This is a genomic window from Aquimarina aggregata, assembly GCF_001632745.1.
Lineage (GTDB): Bacteria > Bacteroidota > Bacteroidia > Flavobacteriales > Flavobacteriaceae > Aquimarina > Aquimarina aggregata.
In genome coordinates this window covers 37894-60261 of sequence record NZ_LQRT01000005.1, presented here as the reverse complement: position 1 = coordinate 60261, position 22368 = coordinate 37894, and the positions used below count along the sequence as shown (strand labels likewise).

Here is a 22368-nt window from a genome sequence, read left to right as displayed (position 1 = left end):
ATTTTATTCTGTACTAAAAAGACTTTAGCTAAATGTATAGCCTTTGGGTTTTTAGCTGTATCGTACTTTTCTTAATATACGTATACTCTCTTTGTAAAGAGAATACACAGTTGGGTTGTTGTATGTTTTTAAATATGGTTTTGCTTCTTCTAGTTTTTCTTTGGCTTCACTAAAGTCATTAAAATAACAAATTAGATAAGTTGCAGAAAGATTAAGAAGGTCTTTTTCTTCACGTTTAGATAGTTGGGATTTATGTTTTAATTTATCCAATAAAGCATTGTTGCTGTTATAAAGATGATATAGTGTTTTGCGATCAAATTGTGGAGGTTCAAATAACAATTTGCTTTCGATATCATAACCTGCATTATCTTTAAAGGTTATTACTACTTCTTCAAGAGGATAATATTTATTGGTGTCATGAAGCCCTAGTTGCACGTATTCAATAATTTTATATTGATCATCATCTATTGATATACTTACTTCGTCGAGTTCTGAATAAAATAACTTTACTTGTTCATTTATAAGTTCAATATCAACTCTTGAATAATATGTTTTGCCATTTTGTCTTTTCTCTTTACCCGCCCAGCAAACCACGAAATACTCTTTAAAAACTTTATAAGTTGGATTGTAATCTTTTCTAGAATTCATAAAATCAAAAACCCCATCCAAAGTTAGTTCGATATTGTTTTGGGCATGACTTTCAATTGCGCTTACAATTTCTGAATTAACATCTTTAATCTCGATATCAAATACTTTGGGCATACTAATGCTACCATCTCTTAAAAAGACAGCTCCACCGTAGTATTTCCATATGTTTTTTCTTAGAGAACAAAGTTTGTTGGTCTGGGCTTTTATAGAAACCAAACCCACCACTTTATCGCTAGGAAGATGAGGAAAAGGAATATTTTCGTATGCTACTCTTGGGGGATTAGCTAGGTATGCATTAACTAGGTTTTGAATTTTGCTATCGTCAAAAAAATCGACACCTATAATTTGATTGTCTTCATCTTCGACACCAATAACAATATACGAGTTGTTTTTTGGGTTAGAATTGGCAAGGGCACAAATATGTTTCAAAAGCTTAGCTTTGCCTTCTTTCTCGCCAATATTAAGTTTACGTTTCTTATCATAAAAACTATTCTCGTCATTATGTGCTAAGAGGTTTTTAATAAGAAGACGTTTGTTAATCATTCCTTTGAAATAGCAATTGATATTTTCCCTAGATAAACTTAGCCATTTTTATTGGCTCAACAATGCATTGGTTACAAAGAAGTTATAAATTCTTGTTCAAAATAGTACTAGTTGCTTGTGCTGTAGGTAAAACTACCAGATCAGCTATGTTAACATGATAAGGTCGAGTGACTACAAAGGCAATAACGTCTGCAATATCTTCTGGAGTTAACGGGTCAAAACCTTTGTACACATTATCTGCTTTTTTATCATCATTTTTAAAACGCACATTGCTAAATTCGGTCTCTACTAATCCAGGATGTACAGCGCCTACTCTAATACCATGTTTATTAAGATCGATACGCATACCTTTGTTGATAGCATCAACGGCATGTTTGCTAGCGCAATACACATTTCCGTTAGGATATACTTCTTTTCCTGCTGTAGAGCCAATATTGATAATATGACCAGATTTTTGAGCTATCATTTTAGGAATAATTGTCCTAGAAATGTATAATAGACCTTTTACGTTAATGTCAATCATAGCATCCCAATCTTGGATATCCCCAGTTTGTATTGGGTCAAGACCATGAGCATTTCCAGCATTATTTATAAGAATTTCGATTTGATTAAATGTTTCAGGAAGGCTTTCAATGGCTTCGTGAACTGCTGTTTTATCCCTAATATCAAAACAGAGTGTATGAACATTTACAGTTTTGCTTAATTCGTTTTGTAAGGCGTTAAGACGGTCTTGTCTTCTTCCACAAATAATAAGGTTTATATTGTGTTTAGCTAATTCAATTGCAGTAGATTTTCCAATTCCACTTGTGGCACCAGTTATTAATGCTGTTTTCATGTAAATAATAGATTTGAGACTTTTTTTAATCTTTGTTTAAAAAATGCAACACCAATATATATCGTTCGTCTTTTGATAAACTCATCATGAATATGATGTAAATTGTTATGTCTAATTTTTAGTAAAGCGGTTTAAATATACTGTAAAATTTGTGCTTATGGTCGGTGTATCAATGTACTTTTAACCAAGAATTAACAAGAATGCGAAAATTATTTCGACAATTTGCAATGTTGGATTAGGAGTATTAAATTCACCCCTTTAAAAAAATAAAATAGATGGAAGAAAATAGTGCTATTGATATTGCTTCAATCAATCAGAAAATAGAAAAAGAATCTGCATTTGTAGAACTACTTACTTTAGAAATGAATAAAGTAATAGTAGGTCAGAGCCATATGGTAGAACGTTTGCTAATAGGATTATTAGGTCAAGGACATATCTTACTCGAAGGTGTTCCTGGATTAGCAAAAACTCTAGCTATTAACACATTGTCACGGGCTGTTCATGGTAGTTTTAGTCGAATCCAATTTACTCCGGATTTATTACCAGCAGATGTTACGGGAACTTTGATCTATAACATGAAAGAGAATGATTTTTCAATCAAGAAAGGTCCTATTTTTGCCAATTTTGTATTGGCAGATGAGATTAACCGTGCTCCGGCAAAAGTACAAAGTGCTTTACTTGAGGCAATGCAAGAAAAACAAGTAACTATTGGTGATGAGACGTTTACTCTGGATAAACCATTTTTGGTAATGGCAACTCAAAACCCTGTAGAACAAGAAGGTACGTATCCGTTACCAGAAGCACAGGTTGACCGTTTTATGTTAAAAACGGTTATTGATTATCCAAAATTAGAAGAAGAACAACTTATTGTTCGCGCTAATCTTAAGGGGTCTTTTGAAAAAGTAAATGCTGTAGTATCTGTAGAACAAATTCTTAATGCTCAAAAAGTAGTAAGAGAAGTTTATATGGATGAAAAGATCGAAAAATATATTCTTGATATTATTTTTGCAACAAGATATCCCGAAAAATATGGGCTTGAAGAGTTAAAGCCATTAATAAATTTTGGAGCATCACCTAGAGGGAGTATCAATTTAGCTACTGCCGCAAAATGTTATGCGTTCATAAAACGAAGAGGATATGTTATTCCTGAGGATGTTAGAGCGGTAGTTCATGATATTTTACGTCATCGTATTGGTATTACTTATGAAGCCGAAGCCGAAAATGTAACGTCAGAAGATATTATCAATAAGATTGTTAACGAAATAGAGGTGCCATAGCCTGTTTTGTTTGAAGCTTTTGTTTAAAATAGAATGCAAAAGCTAAAGCAACCGCGATTAGAAGCAACCTGAAACAAGATTATGGATACTAAAGAGTTACTAAAAAAAGTTCGAAAAATAGAGATTAAGACACGCCGTCTAAGTGATCATATTTTTGGAGGAGAATATCATTCTACCTTCAAGGGTAGAGGTATGACTTTTAGCGAGGTGCGACAGTATCAATTTGGAGATGATGTACGTAGTATCGATTGGAATGTAACAGCCAGGTATAACGAACCCTATATCAAAGTATTTGAAGAAGAACGAGAACTTACAATGATGCTGATGGTGGATGTTTCTGGATCTCAATTATTTGGTACGCAACAGCAATTTAAGAAAGAAATTATTACAGAAATTGCAGCTACATTGGCTTTTTCTGCCACTCAAAATAATGATAAGATTGGCCTTATTCTGTTTACAGACGAAATAGAATTATTTATACCACCTAAAAAAGGTAGATCTCACGTGCTTCGTATTATTAGAGAGCTTTTAGAATTTCAACCTAAAAGCAAAAAAACAAATATCACAGAAGCATTAAAGTTTTTATCAAATGTGATGAAAAAGAAAGCTATAGTTTTTATGCTTTCAGATTTTGTGGCAGATGATTATCAACATACGCTAAAAATAGTTGGTGGTAAGCATGATGTTACTGGGATTAGAGTGTATGATCGTAGAGAGGAAGAAATTCCAAATCTAGGTATGGTACAAATGGAAGATGAAGAAACAGGAGAGTTATTATTAGTCAATACAGGTTCAAAAAGGACACGAACAAATTATAGTAAATATTATCAAGAAAGAGTTGATTATTTTAAAGATAGCTTTACTAGAAGTGGTGCAGGTTCATTAAGTAGCAGAGTAGATGAAAGCTATGTAAAAAAATTACTAGGATATTTTAAACGAAGAGGATAGCAGACATTACGAATGAAGAATTACGAATTAGCAATTAAAAATAGACAAAGTTTGCATCGGATAAATGCGCTACGGATAATCATTATCCTTATACTGGCTACATTTGCGAGTCATGGGGCTTCTGCACAGGTGTCCGCCACTATTGATTCTACTTCGATACGAATAGGAGATGAGTTGCGATACAAAATGAAAGTAGAAGCAGATTCTACCCAGATTGTTGTTTTTCCAGAGGGGAAAACATTTACTCCGCTAGAAGTCATAGAATCTTATAAAATTGATACCGCTAAGAATGGTAATAAATTAGGATTAACAAAAGAATATGCACTTACACAATTTGATTCTGGTCATTATACGATTCCTAGACAAAAGGTAATGGTTGGAGATCAAATATTCTTTACAGATTCACTTAAAGTAGAGGTGCGGGACGTTTTGGTAGACACTACCAAACAAAAGATGTTTGAGATCAAACCAATGGCAGATGTCGATGCTTCTTTTTTTAATTGGAAGAAATATATATGGTGGATTTTAACACCATTACTAATTATTGGATTAATAGCGTTTTTACTTTTTAGAAGAAAAAAACGAAAAGATGCTAAGAAAGACGAACTTCCGCCTTACGAGAAAGCAATGTTAGCACTTAAACGCATAGACGAATCCCATTTGTTAGAGGATGATTCACATAAAGAATACTACTCTCAACTAAGTGATACAGCTCGTAAATATATAGATGAAGAAGTGTATGACCATGCCATGGAAAGCACTACCGATGAGCTTATTGCTAGACTGGATGAGGAGATAAAATCAGGAGCATTACAATTAGATAAGGCAACTATAGAAGAACTTAAAAATGTATTGAAGACTGCTGATATGGCCAAATTTGCCAAATCTAAACCAGATATTTTAACGGCTAGGGCAGATCGTAATGTGATTGAAAAAGTAATTAATGAAACTAAAAGCGCTATTCCAGAGCCTACAGAAGAAGAATTACTTGCGGATGAAGAATACAGAAAAACGGTAGCACAAAGAAAACGTACTAAAAATATCATTTTAGGAAGTCTGGGAGGTTTTTCAATTATCGTAGTTACACTACTTATTTTTATTGCAATAAAAGGATACGACTTGGTAAAAGATACCTTGTTAGGGCACCCTACAAAAGAGTTAGCAGAGACAGAATGGATTTCTAGTGCTTATGGCGCGCCACCGGTTACAATTTCGACACCTAAAGTTTTGATTCGAAATGTGTACCAGATGAGTGAGGAGCAAAAACAGATCTTAAAAGGTAACGAAACGTTTGTGTATGGTAGTTTGCTAGGAAACTTTTATGTCGTAGTCTCTACCGTGCAATATAAGCAACAAACAAAAGTAGAGTTGGATAAGGTGGTAGACGGTGTTGTAACAACTTTCGAGTCTCAAGGTGCAAAAAATATTTCAGTAAAAGATGAAGAGTACGAAACCTTAGGTGGTGCAAAAGGAGTAAAAGTATACGGAAGCTTAGAAGTTGTTAATCCAGTAACCAAAAAGAAACAAAAAAGTAATTATCTCATGTTGAATTTTGCAGAAAATGGAGGATTTCAACAAGTAACGCTGGTATATGATATAGAAGATCGATATGCCAAAGACGTTGCCGAACGCATTATCAATTCTGTTGAACTTAGAGAAGCCAAATAGCATGTTTGAAAATTTTACATTTGAAAATCCTCAGTTTTTTTGGTTGTTTTTGCTACTACCATTGGCGATAGGTTGGTTTATATGGAAACGTAACAAGCAACAAGCCGAACTTAAAATATCAAGCATAAAAGGATTTAAAGTCTCAGGGAGTCTCTTAACTAAATTAAGACCACTGTTGTTTATATTAAGACTTTTGGCAATGGCATTAATTATTACGGCTTTGGCAAGACCAAGAACTGTTGATGTTTCTACCAAGACCAAAACAACAAAGGGGATTGATATCGTAATGGCGATAGATATTTCTGCAAGTATGTTGGCAAAAGATCTTAAACCAAATCGACTAGAGGCTTTAAAAGATGTTGCGGCAGAGTTTATAAAAGATAGACCAAATGATCGTATAGGTTTAGTAGTTTATGCAGGAGAAAGTTTTACAAAAACACCTATTACTAGCGATAAATCTATAGTACTTAGTAGTATGAAAGATGTACGGTATGATAATGTGTTAGAAAATGGAACTGCAATCGGAATGGGATTAGCTACTTCGGTAAATAGACTTAAAGATAGTAAGGCAAAAAGCAAAGTAATTATTTTACTTACCGATGGATCAAATAATGCAGGTTTTATTGATCCTAAAATTGCTTCAGAATTAGCAGTAGAATATGGTATCAAAACATATACTATTGGTTTAGGTACCAATGGTATGGCATTGACTCCTGTTGCTATTTTGCCCAACGGCTCTTTTCAGTACGGTATGGGTAAAGTAGAAATCGATGAAGATTTGCTTAAAGAAATCGCAAAGGCTACAGGAGGTAAATATTTTAGAGCTACAAATAACAAAAAATTAGAAGATATTTATCAAGAAATTGATAAATTAGAAAAGACAGATATCGAAGAATTCAAGTTTTATAACTATGAAGAAAAATTCAGATCATTAGTGCTATTGGCTGGATTGTTAATCTTCATAGAGTTTTTGTTACGATATACAGTATTTAGAAGTTTTATATAATAGAATAATAAGACCCAAAAGGTTTTCAAAACCTTTCGGGTTTGAAAAAATAAGTTTTCAGAAAGAATATGTACTTATTAGAAGAAAAAATATATTTCTGGTTGTTACTGTCTATTCCAATACTAATCCTATTGTTTTTAGGTGTTTTGGTTTGGAAAAAGACAACTCAGAAAAAATTTGCGGATGCAGCATTACTTAAAAAACTAAGTCCAAATCAATCTGTTTTTAAATCTATTTTAAAAATTATTGTGATTGGAGCAGCATTGGCATGCTTTGTATTGGCTTTGGTTAATCCTAAGGTGGGAACAAAACTAGAAACTGTTAAACGTGAAGGGGTAGATGTGGTTTTTGCTATCGATGTTTCTAAAAGTATGCTTGCAGAAGATATTGCTCCTAATAGGCTAGAGAAATCTAAGCAATTAATTACGCAAATCATTAATAACCTTGCTAGTGATAGGATAGGGATTATAGCTTATGCAGCAAGTGCTTTTCCGCAGTTACCCATTACAACCGATTATGCTTCTGGAAAAATGTTTCTGCAATCCATGAATACAGATATGCTTTCTTCTCAAGGAACAGCAATAAATGAAGCAATCGAGTTAGCCAAAACATATTATAACGACGAAGAACAAACCAATAGGGTATTGTTTATAGTAAGTGATGGAGAAGATCATGAAGGTAATGTAAAAGCAATAGCAGAAGAAGCGTCTAAAGAAGGAATTAAAATATTTACCATAGGAGTCGGATCAGAAAAAGGTGGACCGATACCTATTAAACGTAACGGAATTGTACAGAGTTACAAGAAAAATAGTCAGGGTGAGACGGTAATTACAAAATTAAATACGACAACTTTACAGGAAATCGCCAACGAAGCAAATGGCACATACATTGATGGTAGAAGTACAAATAAAGTAGTAGAAGAAGTGACAGAAATCTTGCAAAACATGGATAAGAAAGAATTCGAAGCCAAGCAGTTTGCAGATTTCAAAGACCAGTTTCAGTGGTTTCTTGGAATTGGATTAGTACTATTGTTTTTAGATATTTTCTTATTAGAAAGAAAAACATCTTGGCTAAAGAAACTAAACCTGTTTAATGAGCAATAACTATTAATAAATGAGACATTATTTAATACTCATATTATGTTTCCAATTTGGAATACTCTTTTCTCAAGAAGAAACTCTTGAAGAAGCAGCTAATGATGCAAAGAGGTTTGTAGCTACAGGAAACGATGTGTTGGTAAAAGAAGGTAATTTTCCTAAGGCAGAAGGTGAATATAGAAAAGCAATTGCAAAAAATCCTGTAGACCCTACTGCAAAATATAACTTAGCCAATGCGTATTATAATTCAGAAAAATATGATGAAGCTACAATACGATATACAGAAGCTTCAAAAGTAACCACGGCTAGCAAGGCTGAAAAGCATAAGGCATTTCATAATCAGGGGAATACCTATATGGAACAAAAAAAATACAAAGAGGCCGTAGAGGCGTATAAAAATGCACTTAGAAACAATCCAAAAGATGACGAAACGCGTTATAATTTGGCATTGGCTAAGAAAATGCTAGAGCAACAAGAACAGCAAAACGACCAGGACCAGGATAACAAAGATCAAAATAAAGATAATAAGGATCAGAACGAAGACAATAAGGATAAGAAAGAAGGCGACGATAAAGAAGATAAGAAGGGTGAAGATGGAGAGAATAAAGAAGATCAAAAAGACAAAGGCGATAAAGACGAGGATCAAAAGAACGAAGGTGATAAAGAAAAAGACGAAGATGGCAAGCCTAAAGATGATCAAAAGGATAAAGGAGAAGAAGAAAAGGATAAAGGAAAGCCTGAAAATCAAAAACCACAACAGGTGCAAGGGCAGTTATCTCCTCAGCAAGTAAAAAGCTTGTTAGAAGCTATGAATAATGAAGAAAAGAAGGTGCAGGATAAGATGAATGCTAAAAAAGTAAAAGGAGCAAAAACAAGGACCGAAAAAGACTGGTAATTAACCGTAGAGACCTTTGGGGTTTTTAAAACCCCAAAGGTCTAAATGAAATAAAAATGAAACTAAAATTAATTTTTCTAACCATTTTTCTAGCTTCAGTACAGCTAACTTTTGCACAGGTTAAATTTGAGGCAAAAGTGAGTAAAAAGAAACTGGGTGTAAATGAAAGATTACGTGTAGATTTTGAAATGAATCAGGATGGAGATAATTTTACTCCACCTTCTTTTTCGGGTTTTACTGTTGTAGGAGGCCCTAATCAATCTATTAGTAATTCATGGATTAATGGAAAACGTTCTTATGCCAAAACATTTAGTTATTTTTTAGAGCCCACCAAAAGAGGAAGGTTTACAATCAAGCAGGCCACAATAGAAATTAAAGGGCAAGTCTATAAAACTTTACCAGTAACTGTTAATGTAACTGGAGCAGTTGATAAGCCAAAAGACGGTAATAACACTGATTTTGTAGCTAGCGAAAACTTACACCTTGTTGCAGAGGTTTCAAAAGCAAACCCATATTTAAATGAAGCTATAACGGTAGTCTATAAGCTGTATGTAAGTCCGCGAATAAGTGTAAGCAACTGGAGAGAATTAGATAGCCCAACGTATAGTGATTTTTGGAGTCAGGCAATTGATATGAAACAGTTAAAGATCGAAAATGGCGAATATAATGGTGAGCCATATCGATTTGTAGTCTTACGTAAAACAGTATTGTATCCACAAAAGACAGGGAAACTAAATATAGAACCCCTCACATTAACGGTTTCTGTAGATGTACCAACAAAGAGAAGAGATATTTTTGGAGGAAGACTTTATAGTACGGTTAATAAAACTGTAGCTGCAGGTAACAGAACCATAAATGTAAAATCACTACCAGAGCAAGGCAAACCAGACGATTTTTCTGGAGCTGTAGGATCGTTTGATTTTAAAGTAACAACTACCAAAACAGAGCTCGACGCAACAGAATCTCTGGATGCCAAAGTTTTAGTTTCTGGTAATGGTAACTTAAAATTGTTTGATTTACCAAAACTTAGTGTACCTACTGGTTTAGAACAATATGAACCAGAACATAATGAGAGGGTACGAACAAATCTTAGTGGTATGGGGGGAAATATATCAGATAATTATACGCTGGTTCCTCAGTATAAAGGAAAATATCCAATACCTTCAATTTCATTTTCATATTTTGACCTTAAGACAGAGAGTTATAAAAGAATCACTTCTGATGAAATTGTAATTAATGTTAAAACAGGACCGGATGGAGGAGATGCGGTAGCATCATCAACACCATCAAGTGCTGGTAAAAAAGCAGTAACGCAAACGGGCAGCCAATTTAGATTTTTAAAATCTAATGCAAACCTCCAGTTAATACAACGCTCTCACTTTTTTAAATCTACTGGGTTTTGGATGTCTTTAACCGCTCCTTTGCTAGCTATTCCACTATTTTTATTCTTCGGGAAGAAAAGAGAAGAGCGATTAAATGATGTAAGCGGGAATAGAGTGCGTAAAGCAGACAAACTTGCTCGTAAGTACCTTTCTGAAGCAAAAAAGAATTTAGGAGATCAAAAGGAATTTTATATCGCCATGGAACGAGCTTTGCATAACTACCTAAAAGCAAAACTTAATATCCAGACTAGCGATATGAGTAAGGATCGTATACAACGATTATTAAAAGAACAAGAGGTTGAAGATACAGTAATGATAGAATTTGTTGCTTTGTTAGAGAGTTGTGAATTTGCAAGATATACACCTTCTTCAACTTCTGCTATGCAACAGGATTACGATAAAGCATCTAGAGTTATTGCAGCGCTAGATAAACAATTATAAAATTGTATAACGGTGAAAAGAATAGTTGAACTACTTATTTTTTTGATGATTACATCAGTTTTTTCTCAGGATGAAGAAGCATTCCAAAGAGGAAACTCATTATATAATCAAGAAAAATATCAAGAAGCAATTGATGCCTACAAATCGATTATAGATGCAGGAAAAGAATCTGCATCACTATATTATAATTTGGGTAATGCACATTATAAATTAAGTAATATAGGGCCAAGCGTATATTACTATGAAAAGGCGTTAGAACTGGCACCAAATGATACAGATATTAAAAACAATCTTAAGTTTGCGCAAAACGCAACTATTGATGCTATAGATGTAATTCCTGAAGGAGTTATTTCTAGAACTATTAATACGTTTACCAATACATTAGATTTTGATAGCTGGGCTTGGTTCTCGGTGTTTTCTGTTATAGCATTTGTACTTCTTTTTATCTTGTATTATACAGCACGTACATCTACAAAAAAACGAATATTTTTTATAGGTTCTTGGTTAGTTTTGTGTATTGGTTTGATAGGTGTTTTGTTTGCATTTAGGCAATACAATGCGATTAAAAACAATCAATTTGGAGTTGTATTTGCACAACAGACAACGATAAAAAGTGAACCAAACCTTAGAAGTGAAGAAGTTTTTGAATTGCATGAAGGGACAAAAATACAAGTACTTGAAACTGTAAATAATTGGAAAAAAATAAAACTTGCCGATGGTAAAATTGGTTGGATTCCTGCTGCAGATGTAAAAGAATTATAGGTTTTTTCAGCATCTTATTATGTAAGATTTGTTTTTATTGTTTTAAGTGATTTTTTTTAATATTACTTATTTATCAATTAAGAAGGTGTCATACCCTTCTATTGCTTGTATAATTAGTTTTACAGCTTCGATATAAAACTTAGGGTTAATGTTCTCAAAGGTGTCTGTGGGTTGGTGATAATCTTTGTGATCTTCTACGCCAAAATAAATAAACGGGATTTTTCTTTCATGAAACTCTCTATGATCAGAAGAATAAGTCCAATCTTGTACATCTTTATTATTGGGATCGTCGTGACCATATAATAGATCTATAGATGAAACGATCTCATCTAGAGGTTTTTGTAATTGTGGGTAGTGATACAATCCAGATGCATATAATTGCGAAGAATCATTGTGCGAGATCATATCCATATTGATATTTAGTACAATATTTTTTATGTCTAAGGGGAAATTATCTAATAAATAAGCACAACCAGGTGAACCAATTTCTTCGGCATCTACAGCGGCGAAAACTAAATTATGTTGGATGTGTTTGGTCTTAAAATAAGAAGCAATGGCAAAAAGCGCTGCGGTTCCTGAGGCATCATCATCGGCACCATTATAGAGTTGTCCATTTTTTATCCCTAAGTGATCTAAATGCCCAGTAATAACGATGGTTTTATTAGTTCTGCCTTTAAGCATCGCCACAACATTACCACCTTTTACAATAGTATCTGTCACATTACTATAATCTTCTTTTACATTAGCAATGGGATATATTCTTTGCCTTGATTTGCCACTTAAGGTATGTGGAAATTGTTGAATATATCCGTCGTTAAAGGCAGGTGGTATATTTAAAGAGGCAAATTGCTCCTTAATGTATTTTTGGGCTTTGTAATTTCCCGGTGTCGAAAAAAATCGACCTTCCAAAGAGTCATGAGAAATAACTTTTATGTGTTGTAGTAATGCTTGCTCATCAATGACAATATTGTTAACCTTAGTACTTTGACAAGAACCTAATGAGACGACACCTACAATTAAATAGATAGACATACTTAAGAATTTATAATGTAGAGTGTCTTTAAAAGTCATAGTGCTTATTGTTGCTATTGAAATACTAAAATACAATCTTTAGTATGGTATTATTTGTAATACGACGTTATTCGTACGATAAATTAGTTTCTAGCTTTTAATTAATAGTACTTATTAATTATAGCTATTCTTACAAAGGAATTTTAATTCCAGAGATGAAATAATCTGGATTATCAGTTCCAAAAGCCATAAAAATATATAAATTATCATTTTTCCGTATTGGAGATATAAATGCTCCTAAATGATCCCATGCCCAATTATATGTAGCGTATTTTTTATACAAATTTACTGGGTTAACCAATATAGGACTACGTCGATCATTTTTCCATATACCTTTCTCAAGACTCATTAATCCATATTGTCTGTTATTTGAAGTTAAGTATGATGAAGATCTTTCTTCACCAGCTAATAATATATATAATTCATTATTAAACTTTATATAGGTAGCATCATCAGCTTTCCCTCTTAAATAACCACTACTAGTACTTCCTTTTTGAATCATTGTTGAAGAAACTATAGATCCTCCATTATTTAACGCATCAAATAAGTCTGTGACAATAAGTTCATGAACTTCTCTATCTATTAAATTAGGAAACCTTCTGTGTAACAGTATTCTATAAGAGTCATTATGTTTTGTAATTGCTAATGGAAAACTATTCTGTTCAGGACCATTCCACCCTGAGATCATTATTTTAGTTGGTTGTTTTATAATAGTTAAATCTTCATCGATGATCATATAGGCAGATGTATAATTTCCATTGGGTTGTTGAACGCCTAATAGTACAAGAAATGTTCCATCATCTAATTTTAAAGGATTGTCTGTAGAAAATACATTACCACTTGTTTTTGCAAAAGGAATAGTTTCGGTACCCAGAAGTTTTTTGTTCTCGAATGTCCAGTCTTCTAAATTTGTGCTGGTAGCATAGTAAATACTTCTTTTATCATGAGCTCCAAAAACGACAGGAGTTAGTAACACGTAAGAGCCGTCTGATTTTTCTATAATCCCTCCGGGTTGGATATAATTAAAATTACCCTCACTTACCGAAGTAGGGTAGGGATCAAATAATGGACGATTATTAATAATACTATAGTTAACAAAAGGGTTAAATAACTCTATAGAAGCGCCAATCATATAGTTTGGTTTGCCTAAGTAAGTCGTGCCCAAAGAAATCCAACCATTAGTAATGTCTATATCAAGAATTTCAACAATGGTCGACGCTTCACTACCCTGAACCATAAACCAACTTTGATTTTCATTACCTTTTTTACGCAATTGGTCTAGGCTTTTGTAATTGGTTTTGATACGATTATTACCTTGATCATATTGTAAAATTTGTATAGGATTTTCTCTTTTGATATTATCACAATGATCAGAGATTAGTGTATTGGTAAATACCTTATTAAAACTGCCAGATAGGAAATCTTCTTTTTCACAGTTTATAATTTCTTCATTTGGATTTTCTTCAATGATTTCTATTTCTTCTGGATCGTCCTTACTGCATGAAAATATTAGAACGACAACCAATAACAATAATACTTTATACACGGTAGTTTTTTAATAGGGTTTTAAAAGAATGTAAATGTATGAAAACGTGAATACACAAAAAAAGTTGTCTTCTGATGCTTTATTGAAGTACGAATAAAGTTTTAGATAAGTTTGCATGAAATAATGATTAGTTTGTATAACTGTCAAACAACGTTATTACTTTTAATTTCTTCTTAAATGTATTTAATGTCTCTGCATTGGTTTTTTTGATTCTTATCGTTTTTTGCATATTCGGAAGCATATCAAAATAATTATCTGTAAAATTTTGGTCAGAGCCTGAAGAAATAAAAACGTCTTTTGCTATTTTTTTGGTTACTAAGGATACTATAAAATGGCTATCATCTTCACTAATTGAATATGTTAAATCCGGTTTCGGGAAATTAAGAGATTTATAGGGTTTTAAATAAAAGGTGTTTTCAGCAATAGTTTTTTCATTAGCTATTAATTGCGCATGAAAGAACACATTATCTTGAGAAGCTTCTTTAATAAATTCGTTTTTTAATAACTCAAAATATTTTTTGGATTGGTTTTGATCAATCACAACTTGTTTTTGCCATTGTTTTAATTCATTACCATCAAAATCCAATAATCGTATTTCTAATTGTGCATTTATATTTTTTAAAGAATCAGAAACTACAAATACATCTAAGTTATCTTTTTTGTTCTCGAAACTAATCAAGATATTTTCAAAGGATTTTTTAGCAGTATAATGTAGCGCTTTCCATTTTCCGTAATAATCGATACTTGACCAGGAAGCCACAGGCCAGCAGTCGTTAATTTGCCAATAAAGACTTCCCATACATCGATCTCTATTTCTTCTATGAGCTTCGATACCCACTTTTATACCATGGGCTTGTAGTAACTGACTCACGTATAAAAAACTTGCAAAATCTTTGGGTTTCTGGTAATGTCTTAGCATATATTCTTCAATGGTTTCATTACCAATACTAGATCTTTGATGTGATTTCATTACTTCTGAATATACATCGTGATCTTCGGGCAAGGTATATTTTTCTACAGTTGATAATTCGGGAAAAGACTGAAAACCATATTCTGACATAAAACGAGGGATTGCAGTATTATAATTGTCAAAAGGTTGTTTACCCCACCAAACTAACCAATAATGAGCATCACCTTTTTCAAAAGATTCTTTTTCTCCAAAATCACTTCCAGGAGATGAGGGCCAATACGTGCGAGAGGGATCGTACGTATCTACAACTTCTGGAAGAACTTTATGAAATATATCATCATATGCGTTCCAAATGGTATTGGCAACCTCTTGAGATTGTTCCTCGATTACCTTGTTTTTCCAGCCCCAGTTCTCCCATGCAGATAGTATTTCATTATTACCACACCAAAGAGCAATAGAGGTATGATTTCTTAATCGTTTAACATTATCAATAGCTTCTTGCTTTACGTTTTCCAAAAACGAAGCATCACCAGGAAACATGGCACAGGCAAACATAAAATCTTGCCAAACTAATAATCCCATTTCATCACAGAGTTCATAGAACTCATCATTTTCATAGATGCCCCCTCCCCAAACGCGTAACATATTCATATTAGCCTCTTTTGCAGAGGATAAAATATGCTTATAATTTTCGCTTTTAGCTCTGGTTAAAAAAACGTCTTGAGGGATATAATTTGCTCCTTTCATAAATACTGGGTGACCATTTACTTTAAAATAAAATGAGGCGCCAATACTGTCTTTTTCGCGGATCAATTCTATAGTTCTTAAACCAATTCTATGCGATTTTGAATCCATATATGAATTTGCCGTTACCTTTGCTTCTATAGTGTACAAAATCTGATCTCCCATGCCATTGGGCCACCATAGCTTTGGGTTGTCAATTTCAAAAGGGATTTTTAAGTGATTTATTCCTTTGTTTAGTTTTAATTCAACAGTTTTTAGAGGTTGTTGACTTTGATTAAGGTGCAAGGCAACAATTGCATTATCATTATCCTTGTCAGCTTCTACTTCAATTTGCGCGGTTAACTGCGCTTTTTGACCAATGTTATTTTGTTGTATGAATAGATCGTTGATCTTGTGATGATTCCAACTTTTCAGAATTATTGGTCTCCAAATACCCGATGTCACTAATCTCGGACCCCAATCCCACCCAAAATGATATCCGGCTTTGCGTGTGTATATACTAACTTGTTTTTCATCTGTTACTTTACCTATTTTAGATAGATCATTATCAGAAACAGGAATTTGATATCCTAGACTATCATATTTTTGAATACCTCTTTGTATTGGGGAATCAAAAATGATATGCAATTTGTTACTACCAACTTTTAATAAGGGTTTAATGCTTGCAGAATAGGTTCTAAACATATTATCTGTTTGCATTACTAATGAATCATTAAGGTATATTTTGCTATACGTATCTAAACCTAAAAAGTCTAATGATATATGTTGCTTACGCAGATCTGTCTTAGAGAGTTCAAAATTAGTTTTGTACTCCCAATCTTCTTTATCGATCCATTGTAAATCATGTTCATTTAGACGATAATAAGGGTCTTTTATAATCCCGAGATCAATAAGGTCTGTATGCACTGTGCCTGGCACGGTTGCCGCATGCCATTGGGTATCTTTTGATGTTTTGAAATCCCAATTTTGTTGTAAGTTAATTTCTGATACAGAGGAGTCAATTCCGCATCCTGATAAAAAAATCACAATAATAAAAAGTAAGAGTTTAAAATAATCTACATTATTTTTCATAGCAGCACCGTGTATAATTGTATTCTGAATTGTGTGGAAAAAAGATACTTAAATTATCATTTATGATCATTTTACATTTAGTTTATTTTTTTGAAATAAAGGTCTTGTTTAGTTAAATTTAAAATTTAATTAACAGAATTTGAAAGTAATACTATTATTTTCGTCTCTAAAATCTTTTTTAAGTGTTTCATAAACGTAAAATAGCAAAGTTTTTAATCGTGTTCGGTTTTCTCCTGAATATGATGAATTACACGGTGGGATTGATTGATTTCTATTCCTGCGAGGATAAAACTGCTGTTGTTCTTGAAGAAACTGAAAATTCTGAAAAAAAAGAAAAAGAAAATACCGAGAATGAAGATCATAAAGAAAAAGATAAAATTTCGCAGTTTTTGTACGAAAATACTGCGTCAGTCGTTCATACGATCGACTCATTTTATCCAGATTTTTATTTTAATCATTCTTCTGTATATCTAGAATACAAAGCGCCACCTCCAAAATTTTCTTAATTTGTATTGGCTGTTTTTATCGCAAAAGCTGTCTTTGTGTTAAGTAAATACTAAGACATATTCTTTTGTAAATTATTTCAATTTTATTTTATCTAATTGTTCTTAATCTATGATTAAGATCGACTTACAATTTTTATAACTATGAGCATTTTCAAGAATTTAAAAAATGATCTACCGGCTAGTGTAGTAGTGTTTTTTGTAGCATTGCCACTATGTTTAGGTATCGCCCTTGCCAGCGGGGCTCCGCTTTTTTCTGGTCTAATCGCAGGAATTATTGGCGGAATTGTTGTTGGAGGCTTGAGTGGTTCTAAGATAGGAGTTAGTGGCCCTGCAGCAGGTTTAGCGGCTATCGTACTTACCTCTATTGGCACGTTAGGCGGATACGAGAATTTTTTAGTGGCAGTAGTACTTGGTGGTGTGATTCAATTAGTTTTTGGATTTCTAAGAGCTGGTATTATAGGGTATTATTTTCCTTCTTCGGTGATAAAAGGAATGCTAACGGGTATTGGTATTATCATCATTTTAAAGCAAATCCCACACTTTTTTGGATATGACTCAGATCCAGAAGGAGATTTTGCATTTTTTCAAGTAGATGGAGAAAATACCTTCTCTGAAATATTTAATTCTTTAAATTATATAAGTCCAGGAGCTACGATCATAGCGGTTATTGGATTGGCGATATTATTATTCTGGGATAAGGTATTGGCTAAAAAGGCTAAATTTTTTCAAGTTATACAAGGGCCGTTAGTTGCTGTGGCTTTGGGAATTCTTTATTTTATTTTTACACAAGGAAATGAAAGTATTGGTATTGCTAAAGAACATTTAGTAAGTGTTCCTATACCAGGAGATTTATCATCATTTTTGGGGCAGTTTAGCTTTCCTAATTTTGGAGTGATTTTAAGTGGCGATATTTGGATCACGGCCTTTACTATTGCTTTGGTGGCGAGTTTAGAAACATTGCTTTGTGTTGAAGCTACAGACAAATTAGATCCTGATAAAAATGTTACTCCTACTAATAGAGAATTATTGGCGCAAGGAACCGGAAATATTATTTCGGGTATGATAGGAGGGTTGCCAATTACTCAAGTAATTGTTAGAAGTTCTGCTAATATACAATCTGGAGGTAAAACAAAACTATCGGCTATTATTCATGGATTTTTGTTGCTTATTTCAGTAGTTTTAATACCTCGATTGCTTAATATGATTCCGCTTTCAGTATTGGCATCAATTCTGTTAATTGTTGGTTATAAATTGGCAAAACCATCTTTGTTTAAGAAAATGTATTTAATGGGATGGAAACAATTTATACCTTTTACAGTTACTGTATTAGGGATTATCTTTATTGATCTTTTATGGGGTATTGGGCTTGGCCTGTTGGTAGGTATTGTTGTAATTTTGATTAAAAGTTATCAGAATTCACACTTCTTACATATTGAAGATAAAAGTAATGGGAAACATAAAATTACTATGACCCTTGCAGAAGAGGTTACCTTTTTTAACAAAGGAGCAATTTTAAAAGAATTTGATCGATTACCAGAAGATACGTATCTTACTTTAGATGTTAGAAAAACGAGATATCTGGATAACGATATTATAGAAATTTTAGAAGATTTCTCTAGTAAAGCAAAACAAAGAAATATAGATATTAAGTTAATATCAGAGAGAGGAGAAATTGAAAACCCAGATAGTTATATCAAGTTTTTTAGTCTTAGACCAAAAAACACATAACTATTTAAATAGAAAAAAGAATACAAAATATAATAATACTATGAAGGCATATACTAAAGAAACACAGGCATTAATTACTCCAAAAGGAGCGTTAGATTTACTTAAAGAAGGTAATTTAAGGTTTCAGAAAAAGAAGCAGGCTAATAGAGATTTACTTGAGCAAGTTGCAGATACAACTAGTGGTCAATATCCTTTTGCAACGATATTAAGTTGTATCGATTCTAGGGTTTCTTCAGAATTGATATTTGATCAAGGGATCGGAGATATTTTTAGCGCTAGAGTAGCAGGTAACTTTGTAAATGAAGATATTTTAGGTAGTATGGAGTTTGCTTGCAAATTAGCAGGAACAAAATTAGTATTGGTATTAGGCCATACAAGTTGTGGCGCAGTAAAAGGCGCTTGTGATGATGCAAAACTTGGTAATTTAACTGCATTAATTAGTAAGATAAAACCTGCAGTTGAAGCAGTAAGTGAGCCTGCAGATGCTTCACAGAGAAATTCAAAAAATATTGATTTTGTAAATGAAGTAGCTGTAAAAAATGTACAAATGACTATTGACGCCATAAGAAAGGATAGTGAAGTCCTTAAAGAAATGGAAGATAACGGTGAAATTCAGATCATTGGTGGTATGTATGATATCAGTAATGGTGCTGTAACTTTTTTATAAAGTCTTCAAGTCATAAAGTTTTCCCAAAACAACCATTGTTTTAATTTCAATGGTTGTTTTTTTGTTTTTAGTTTTAATAGTTTTACTATTGTCGAATACAGAAAGAAAAATAGTTATTATGAAAGGTTTTTTTAATCATCTTAAAGGAGATGCATTTGGAGGATTAACTGCAGGGATTGTTGCATTACCGTTGGCCTTAGCATTTGGCGTATCCTCTGGCTTAGGGCCTAGTGCGGGTTTATACGGGGCAATTTTTATCAGTTTTTTTGCTGCCCTGTTTGGGGGTACAAATACCCAGATTTCTGGACCAACAGCGCCAATGACAGCAGTAAGTATGCTTGTTATTGCTGGATTAATAGGAGCCAATAACGGAGATGTAGAAAAAGCATTACCTGCCATTTTAACGATATTTCTTTTAGCCGGGCTTATGCAAATAGGACTAGGTATTATTGGTATTGGAAAATATATTAGATATATCCCTTATCCTGTAGTCTCTGGATTTATGACTGCTATTGGAGTGATGATCTTATTTACGCAGTTTTTACCGGCTTTTGGATATTATCCTAAAGAAGACCAAGCTTATGTTGAACGATTCAGGCCACAAGCAGAAGAGGTAATTCTAGATAAAATTTTAAAAGATGAAGCAGGCCAAGGAATTCTCGTACTCGAAGATTTTAAAGAAACTATAAAGAAAGCAGAAAATATAGCTGATTCAGAAATACAATTAGAAGCAGTTGCCCTTGCAGGAAGCGAATCAGCAGGAGTAATGGGAGCTATTAAAAGTTTACCCAGAGCAATAAAAAGCATCAATTATCTTGAACTAATACTCTGTTTAGTAACCATATTTATTATTTATGGTTTTAAGAAGATAACAACCGCGGTTCCGAGTACATTAGTAGCTTTGGTTGTGGTTTCTGGAGTAGCATTTGGTTTTAATTTAGATTATAGACCTATAGAGACCATCCCAAGTGGTTTTCCGCTACCAAAACTATCGATTATAACAGAGTTTAATTTGGCATCAGTTGTCCCATACTTTTTTACGGCTTTGTCATTATCCTTTTTAGGCGCTATAGATTCATTACTAACCTCTGTAGTAGCTGATAATATGACTAGGACAAAACATAAACCAAATAAAGAATTAATAGGGCAGGGTATCGGAAACAGTATAGCAGCGTTTTTTGGAGGAATTCCTGGTGCAGGTGCTACCATAAGAACAGTTGTAAATATTAATGCTGGGGGTAAAACCAAATTATCAGGTATGATTGCAGGAGTTTTGTTGTTAATCGTATTATTAGCACTAGGACCAGTTGCTTCTCAAATACCAGCTTCTGTATTAGCGGGTATTTTGATAACAGTAGGTATCGGTGTGATGGATTATAAAGGGTTGAAAGCAATACCCAATATGCCAAAGGTCGAGGTGATTATTATGGTGGTAGTTTTAATACTTTCTGTTTTCTGGGACTTAGTATATGCAGTAGGTATTGGAATGATTTTAGCGTCATTAATGTTTATGAAGAAAATGGGTGATGTTACCGCTAGTGGATCTAAAATACAATCGCTAGATGGTTTAGAGAATAGTGCTAGAGAAAAACTATGGAAGGATGAAATTAACTTTCAGAACGAACTTAAAGAAGAGATATTTATTAAGCATCTAGAAGGTCCAGTATTTTTTGGGGCGACTAGTGAGCTACAACGATTGGCAAATCAAATACCTGAAAGAGCTAAACATGTTATCTTGAGGATGGATAAGGTACCTTATATGGATCAATCTGGAGTATATGCACTCGAAGAAATTATTTTAGGTCTAGAACAAAAGGGTATACAAACATATATTGTAGGAATTCAAAGGCAACCATTATATCTGGCAAAAAGTATAAATATTGTACCGGATCTAATACCCGAATCTAATGTGTTTAATGATTTTTACACGTGCATTACATATTTAAAAGAACTAGTATAAGATAGGTTCTGCCTAATATAAGGCATTTCCAGAAGCATCTTTAGGAGTTTCTTTTAGCACTGTTGGCAATACCATAGGTGCCAGTTTTCGAACGGGAGTATATAGTATAGATGTATTTAGCGTGTCTGCTTTAATTAATGTTATATTACGGTTTATAGCCTCAAAGAAGATAATCACAACACTAGCAATAAATGCAAATTTTAGCACTCCAAAAGCGGCTCCTAATATCTTGTTTAAAACTCCTAACGCAGCATAATCTGCAATTTTAGTAAGTAATTTACCTGCCAAAGAAACAAGAACTACAACTAATATAAAAGTTAAGGCAAAAGCCGTTAATTTCATGGCACCATCTGGCCAATCTACATATTGTTGTAAGTATTCACCTATGATATGTGAAAAGTGGACTGCAATATAAATCCCTACAACAAGAGCAACTAAAGAGGCTAGTGAAGAAAATAGACCTTTGCTAAACCCATTTATTAATCCCCATAATAATAAGATCCCTAATATGATGTCAATGTAATTCATGAATGAATGATTAGTAATTCAAATATAATTCATTCTATCCATACCTCAAGATGGTTTTTTAATTCGCAACTTTTAAGCTTTGGATGATTTACATTTAACAGAATAGCATTTTTGTTCTTAGAAAATGGTTATTCA

18 protein-coding genes are annotated in these 22368 nt (G+C 33.2%); 12 read left to right on the top strand and 6 right to left on the bottom strand.

Features of this window, described 5'->3' with window-relative positions; translation table 11 throughout:
* Window positions 1–51: 51 nt before the first annotated feature.
* Window positions 52–1191: an ATP-binding protein gene (locus AWE51_RS08360; RefSeq protein WP_066312129.1), complete on the bottom strand. Its 1140-nt coding sequence runs from the start codon at window positions 1189–1191 to the stop codon at window positions 52–54.
* An 82-nt stretch (window positions 1192–1273) separates the two neighbouring features.
* Window positions 1274–2026 (bottom strand): SDR family NAD(P)-dependent oxidoreductase, encoded by a 753-nt coding sequence (locus AWE51_RS08355; protein ID WP_066312126.1) that lies wholly within the window; start codon window positions 2024–2026, stop codon window positions 1274–1276.
* 275 nt (window positions 2027–2301) lie between these two features.
* Between AWE51_RS08355 and AWE51_RS08350 the strand changes: the two genes are divergently transcribed.
* From AWE51_RS08350 to AWE51_RS08315, 8 genes are all read left to right on the top strand, one after another.
* The gene (locus AWE51_RS08350) at window positions 2302–3303 is read left to right on the top strand and encodes an AAA family ATPase (RefSeq protein WP_066312124.1); all 1002 of its coding nucleotides are present in this window, start codon (window positions 2302–2304) and stop codon (window positions 3301–3303) included.
* 81 nt (window positions 3304–3384) lie between these two features.
* Entirely contained in the window at window positions 3385–4251 is an 867-nt protein-coding gene (locus tag AWE51_RS08345) for a DUF58 domain-containing protein (RefSeq protein ID WP_066312121.1), read from the top strand.
* Between the two features lie 12 nt (window positions 4252–4263).
* Window positions 4264–5919: a hypothetical protein gene (locus AWE51_RS08340; protein WP_066312117.1), complete on the top strand. Its 1656-nt coding sequence runs from the start codon at window positions 4264–4266 to the stop codon at window positions 5917–5919.
* 1 nt (window position 5920) lies between these two features.
* On the top strand, window positions 5921–6925 hold the full coding sequence (locus AWE51_RS08335; RefSeq protein ID WP_066312114.1) for a vWA domain-containing protein: 1005 nt from the start codon (window positions 5921–5923) through the stop codon (window positions 6923–6925).
* A gap of 68 nt (window positions 6926–6993) precedes the next feature.
* Window positions 6994–8028 carry a VWA domain-containing protein gene (locus tag AWE51_RS08330; RefSeq protein WP_066312111.1) on the top strand — a complete coding sequence of 345 codons (1035 nt, stop codon included), beginning with the start codon at window positions 6994–6996 and terminating at the stop codon, window positions 8026–8028.
* A 10-nt stretch (window positions 8029–8038) separates the two neighbouring features.
* Window positions 8039–8917: a tetratricopeptide repeat protein gene (locus tag AWE51_RS08325; RefSeq protein ID WP_066312104.1), complete on the top strand. Its 879-nt coding sequence runs from the start codon at window positions 8039–8041 to the stop codon at window positions 8915–8917.
* Window positions 8918–8973: 56 nt separating this feature from the next.
* Entirely contained in the window at window positions 8974–10740 is a 1767-nt protein-coding gene (locus AWE51_RS08320) for a BatD family protein (RefSeq protein WP_066312102.1), read from the top strand.
* Between the two features lie 12 nt (window positions 10741–10752).
* Window positions 10753–11502: a tetratricopeptide repeat protein gene (locus AWE51_RS08315; protein ID WP_232517364.1), complete on the top strand. Its 750-nt coding sequence runs from the start codon at window positions 10753–10755 to the stop codon at window positions 11500–11502.
* A gap of 66 nt (window positions 11503–11568) precedes the next feature.
* Here AWE51_RS08315 and AWE51_RS08310 read toward each other — a convergent pair whose 3' ends face one another.
* From AWE51_RS08310 to AWE51_RS08300, 3 genes are all read right to left on the bottom strand, one after another.
* Window positions 11569–12534 (bottom strand): M28 family peptidase, encoded by a 966-nt coding sequence (locus AWE51_RS08310; protein WP_066312420.1) that lies wholly within the window; start codon window positions 12532–12534, stop codon window positions 11569–11571.
* 169 nt (window positions 12535–12703) lie between these two features.
* The gene (locus tag AWE51_RS08305) at window positions 12704–14119 is read right to left on the bottom strand and encodes a hypothetical protein (RefSeq protein WP_157766043.1); all 1416 of its coding nucleotides are present in this window, start codon (window positions 14117–14119) and stop codon (window positions 12704–12706) included.
* Window positions 14120–14246: 127 nt separating this feature from the next.
* A complete protein-coding gene (locus AWE51_RS08300) occupies window positions 14247–16844 on the bottom strand; it encodes a beta-mannosidase (RefSeq protein WP_082832366.1) in 2598 nt (865 codons plus the stop codon).
* Between the two features lie 239 nt (window positions 16845–17083).
* Between AWE51_RS08300 and AWE51_RS08295 the strand changes: the two genes are divergently transcribed.
* The 4 genes from AWE51_RS08295 to AWE51_RS08280 all read left to right on the top strand — a co-directional run bounded on the left by AWE51_RS08295 (window position 17084) and on the right by AWE51_RS08280 (window position 21705).
* Window positions 17084–17350 (top strand): hypothetical protein, encoded by a 267-nt coding sequence (locus AWE51_RS08295; protein WP_157766042.1) that lies wholly within the window; start codon window positions 17084–17086, stop codon window positions 17348–17350.
* A 147-nt stretch (window positions 17351–17497) separates the two neighbouring features.
* Window positions 17498–19078, top strand: coding sequence for a SulP family inorganic anion transporter (locus AWE51_RS08290; protein WP_066312417.1), 1581 nt, complete (start codon window positions 17498–17500; stop codon window positions 19076–19078).
* 40 nt (window positions 19079–19118) lie between these two features.
* Entirely contained in the window at window positions 19119–19745 is a 627-nt protein-coding gene (locus tag AWE51_RS08285; RefSeq protein WP_066312087.1) for a carbonic anhydrase family protein, read from the top strand.
* A gap of 118 nt (window positions 19746–19863) precedes the next feature.
* Complete coding sequence (locus AWE51_RS08280) at window positions 19864–21705, top strand: SulP family inorganic anion transporter (RefSeq protein ID WP_066312416.1); 1842 nt, start codon at window positions 19864–19866, stop codon at window positions 21703–21705.
* A gap of 12 nt (window positions 21706–21717) precedes the next feature.
* On the opposite strand, the gene AWE51_RS08275 is transcribed toward AWE51_RS08280, so the two are convergent.
* The gene (locus AWE51_RS08275) at window positions 21718–22233 is read right to left on the bottom strand and encodes a CvpA family protein (RefSeq protein WP_066312085.1); all 516 of its coding nucleotides are present in this window, start codon (window positions 22231–22233) and stop codon (window positions 21718–21720) included.
* Between the last annotated feature and the right edge of the window lie 135 nt (window positions 22234–22368).

Bases quoted from the DNA above. Each gene is read 5' to 3' on its own strand.
- AWE51_RS08275 (WP_066312085.1), bottom strand. From the start codon at position 22,233: ATGAATTACATTGACATCATATTAGGGATCTTATTATTATGGGGATTA.
- AWE51_RS08325 (WP_066312104.1), top strand. From the start codon at position 8,039: ATGAGACATTATTTAATACTCATATTATGTTTCCAATTTGGAATACTC.
- AWE51_RS08295 (WP_157766042.1), top strand. From the start codon at position 17,084: ATGATGAATTACACGGTGGGATTGATTGATTTCTATTCCTGCGAGGAT.
- AWE51_RS08310 (WP_066312420.1), bottom strand. From the start codon at position 12,534: ATGTCTATCTATTTAATTGTAGGTGTCGTCTCATTAGGTTCTTGTCAA.
- AWE51_RS08340 (WP_066312117.1), top strand. From the start codon at position 4,264: ATGAAGAATTACGAATTAGCAATTAAAAATAGACAAAGTTTGCATCGG.
- AWE51_RS08320 (WP_066312102.1), top strand. From the start codon at position 8,974: ATGAAACTAAAATTAATTTTTCTAACCATTTTTCTAGCTTCAGTACAG.
- AWE51_RS08280 (WP_066312416.1), top strand. From the start codon at position 19,864: ATGAAAGGTTTTTTTAATCATCTTAAAGGAGATGCATTTGGAGGATTA.
- AWE51_RS08360 (WP_066312129.1), bottom strand. From the start codon at position 1,191: ATGATTAACAAACGTCTTCTTATTAAAAACCTCTTAGCACATAATGAC.
- AWE51_RS08330 (WP_066312111.1), top strand. From the start codon at position 6,994: ATGTACTTATTAGAAGAAAAAATATATTTCTGGTTGTTACTGTCTATT.
- AWE51_RS08350 (WP_066312124.1), top strand. From the start codon at position 2,302: ATGGAAGAAAATAGTGCTATTGATATTGCTTCAATCAATCAGAAAATA.
- AWE51_RS08355 (WP_066312126.1), bottom strand. From the start codon at position 2,026: ATGAAAACAGCATTAATAACTGGTGCCACAAGTGGAATTGGAAAATCT.
- AWE51_RS08285 (WP_066312087.1), top strand. From the start codon at position 19,119: ATGAAGGCATATACTAAAGAAACACAGGCATTAATTACTCCAAAAGGA.
- AWE51_RS08335 (WP_066312114.1), top strand. From the start codon at position 5,921: ATGTTTGAAAATTTTACATTTGAAAATCCTCAGTTTTTTTGGTTGTTT.
- AWE51_RS08300 (WP_082832366.1), bottom strand. From the start codon at position 16,844: ATGAAAAATAATGTAGATTATTTTAAACTCTTACTTTTTATTATTGTG.
- AWE51_RS08345 (WP_066312121.1), top strand. From the start codon at position 3,385: ATGGATACTAAAGAGTTACTAAAAAAAGTTCGAAAAATAGAGATTAAG.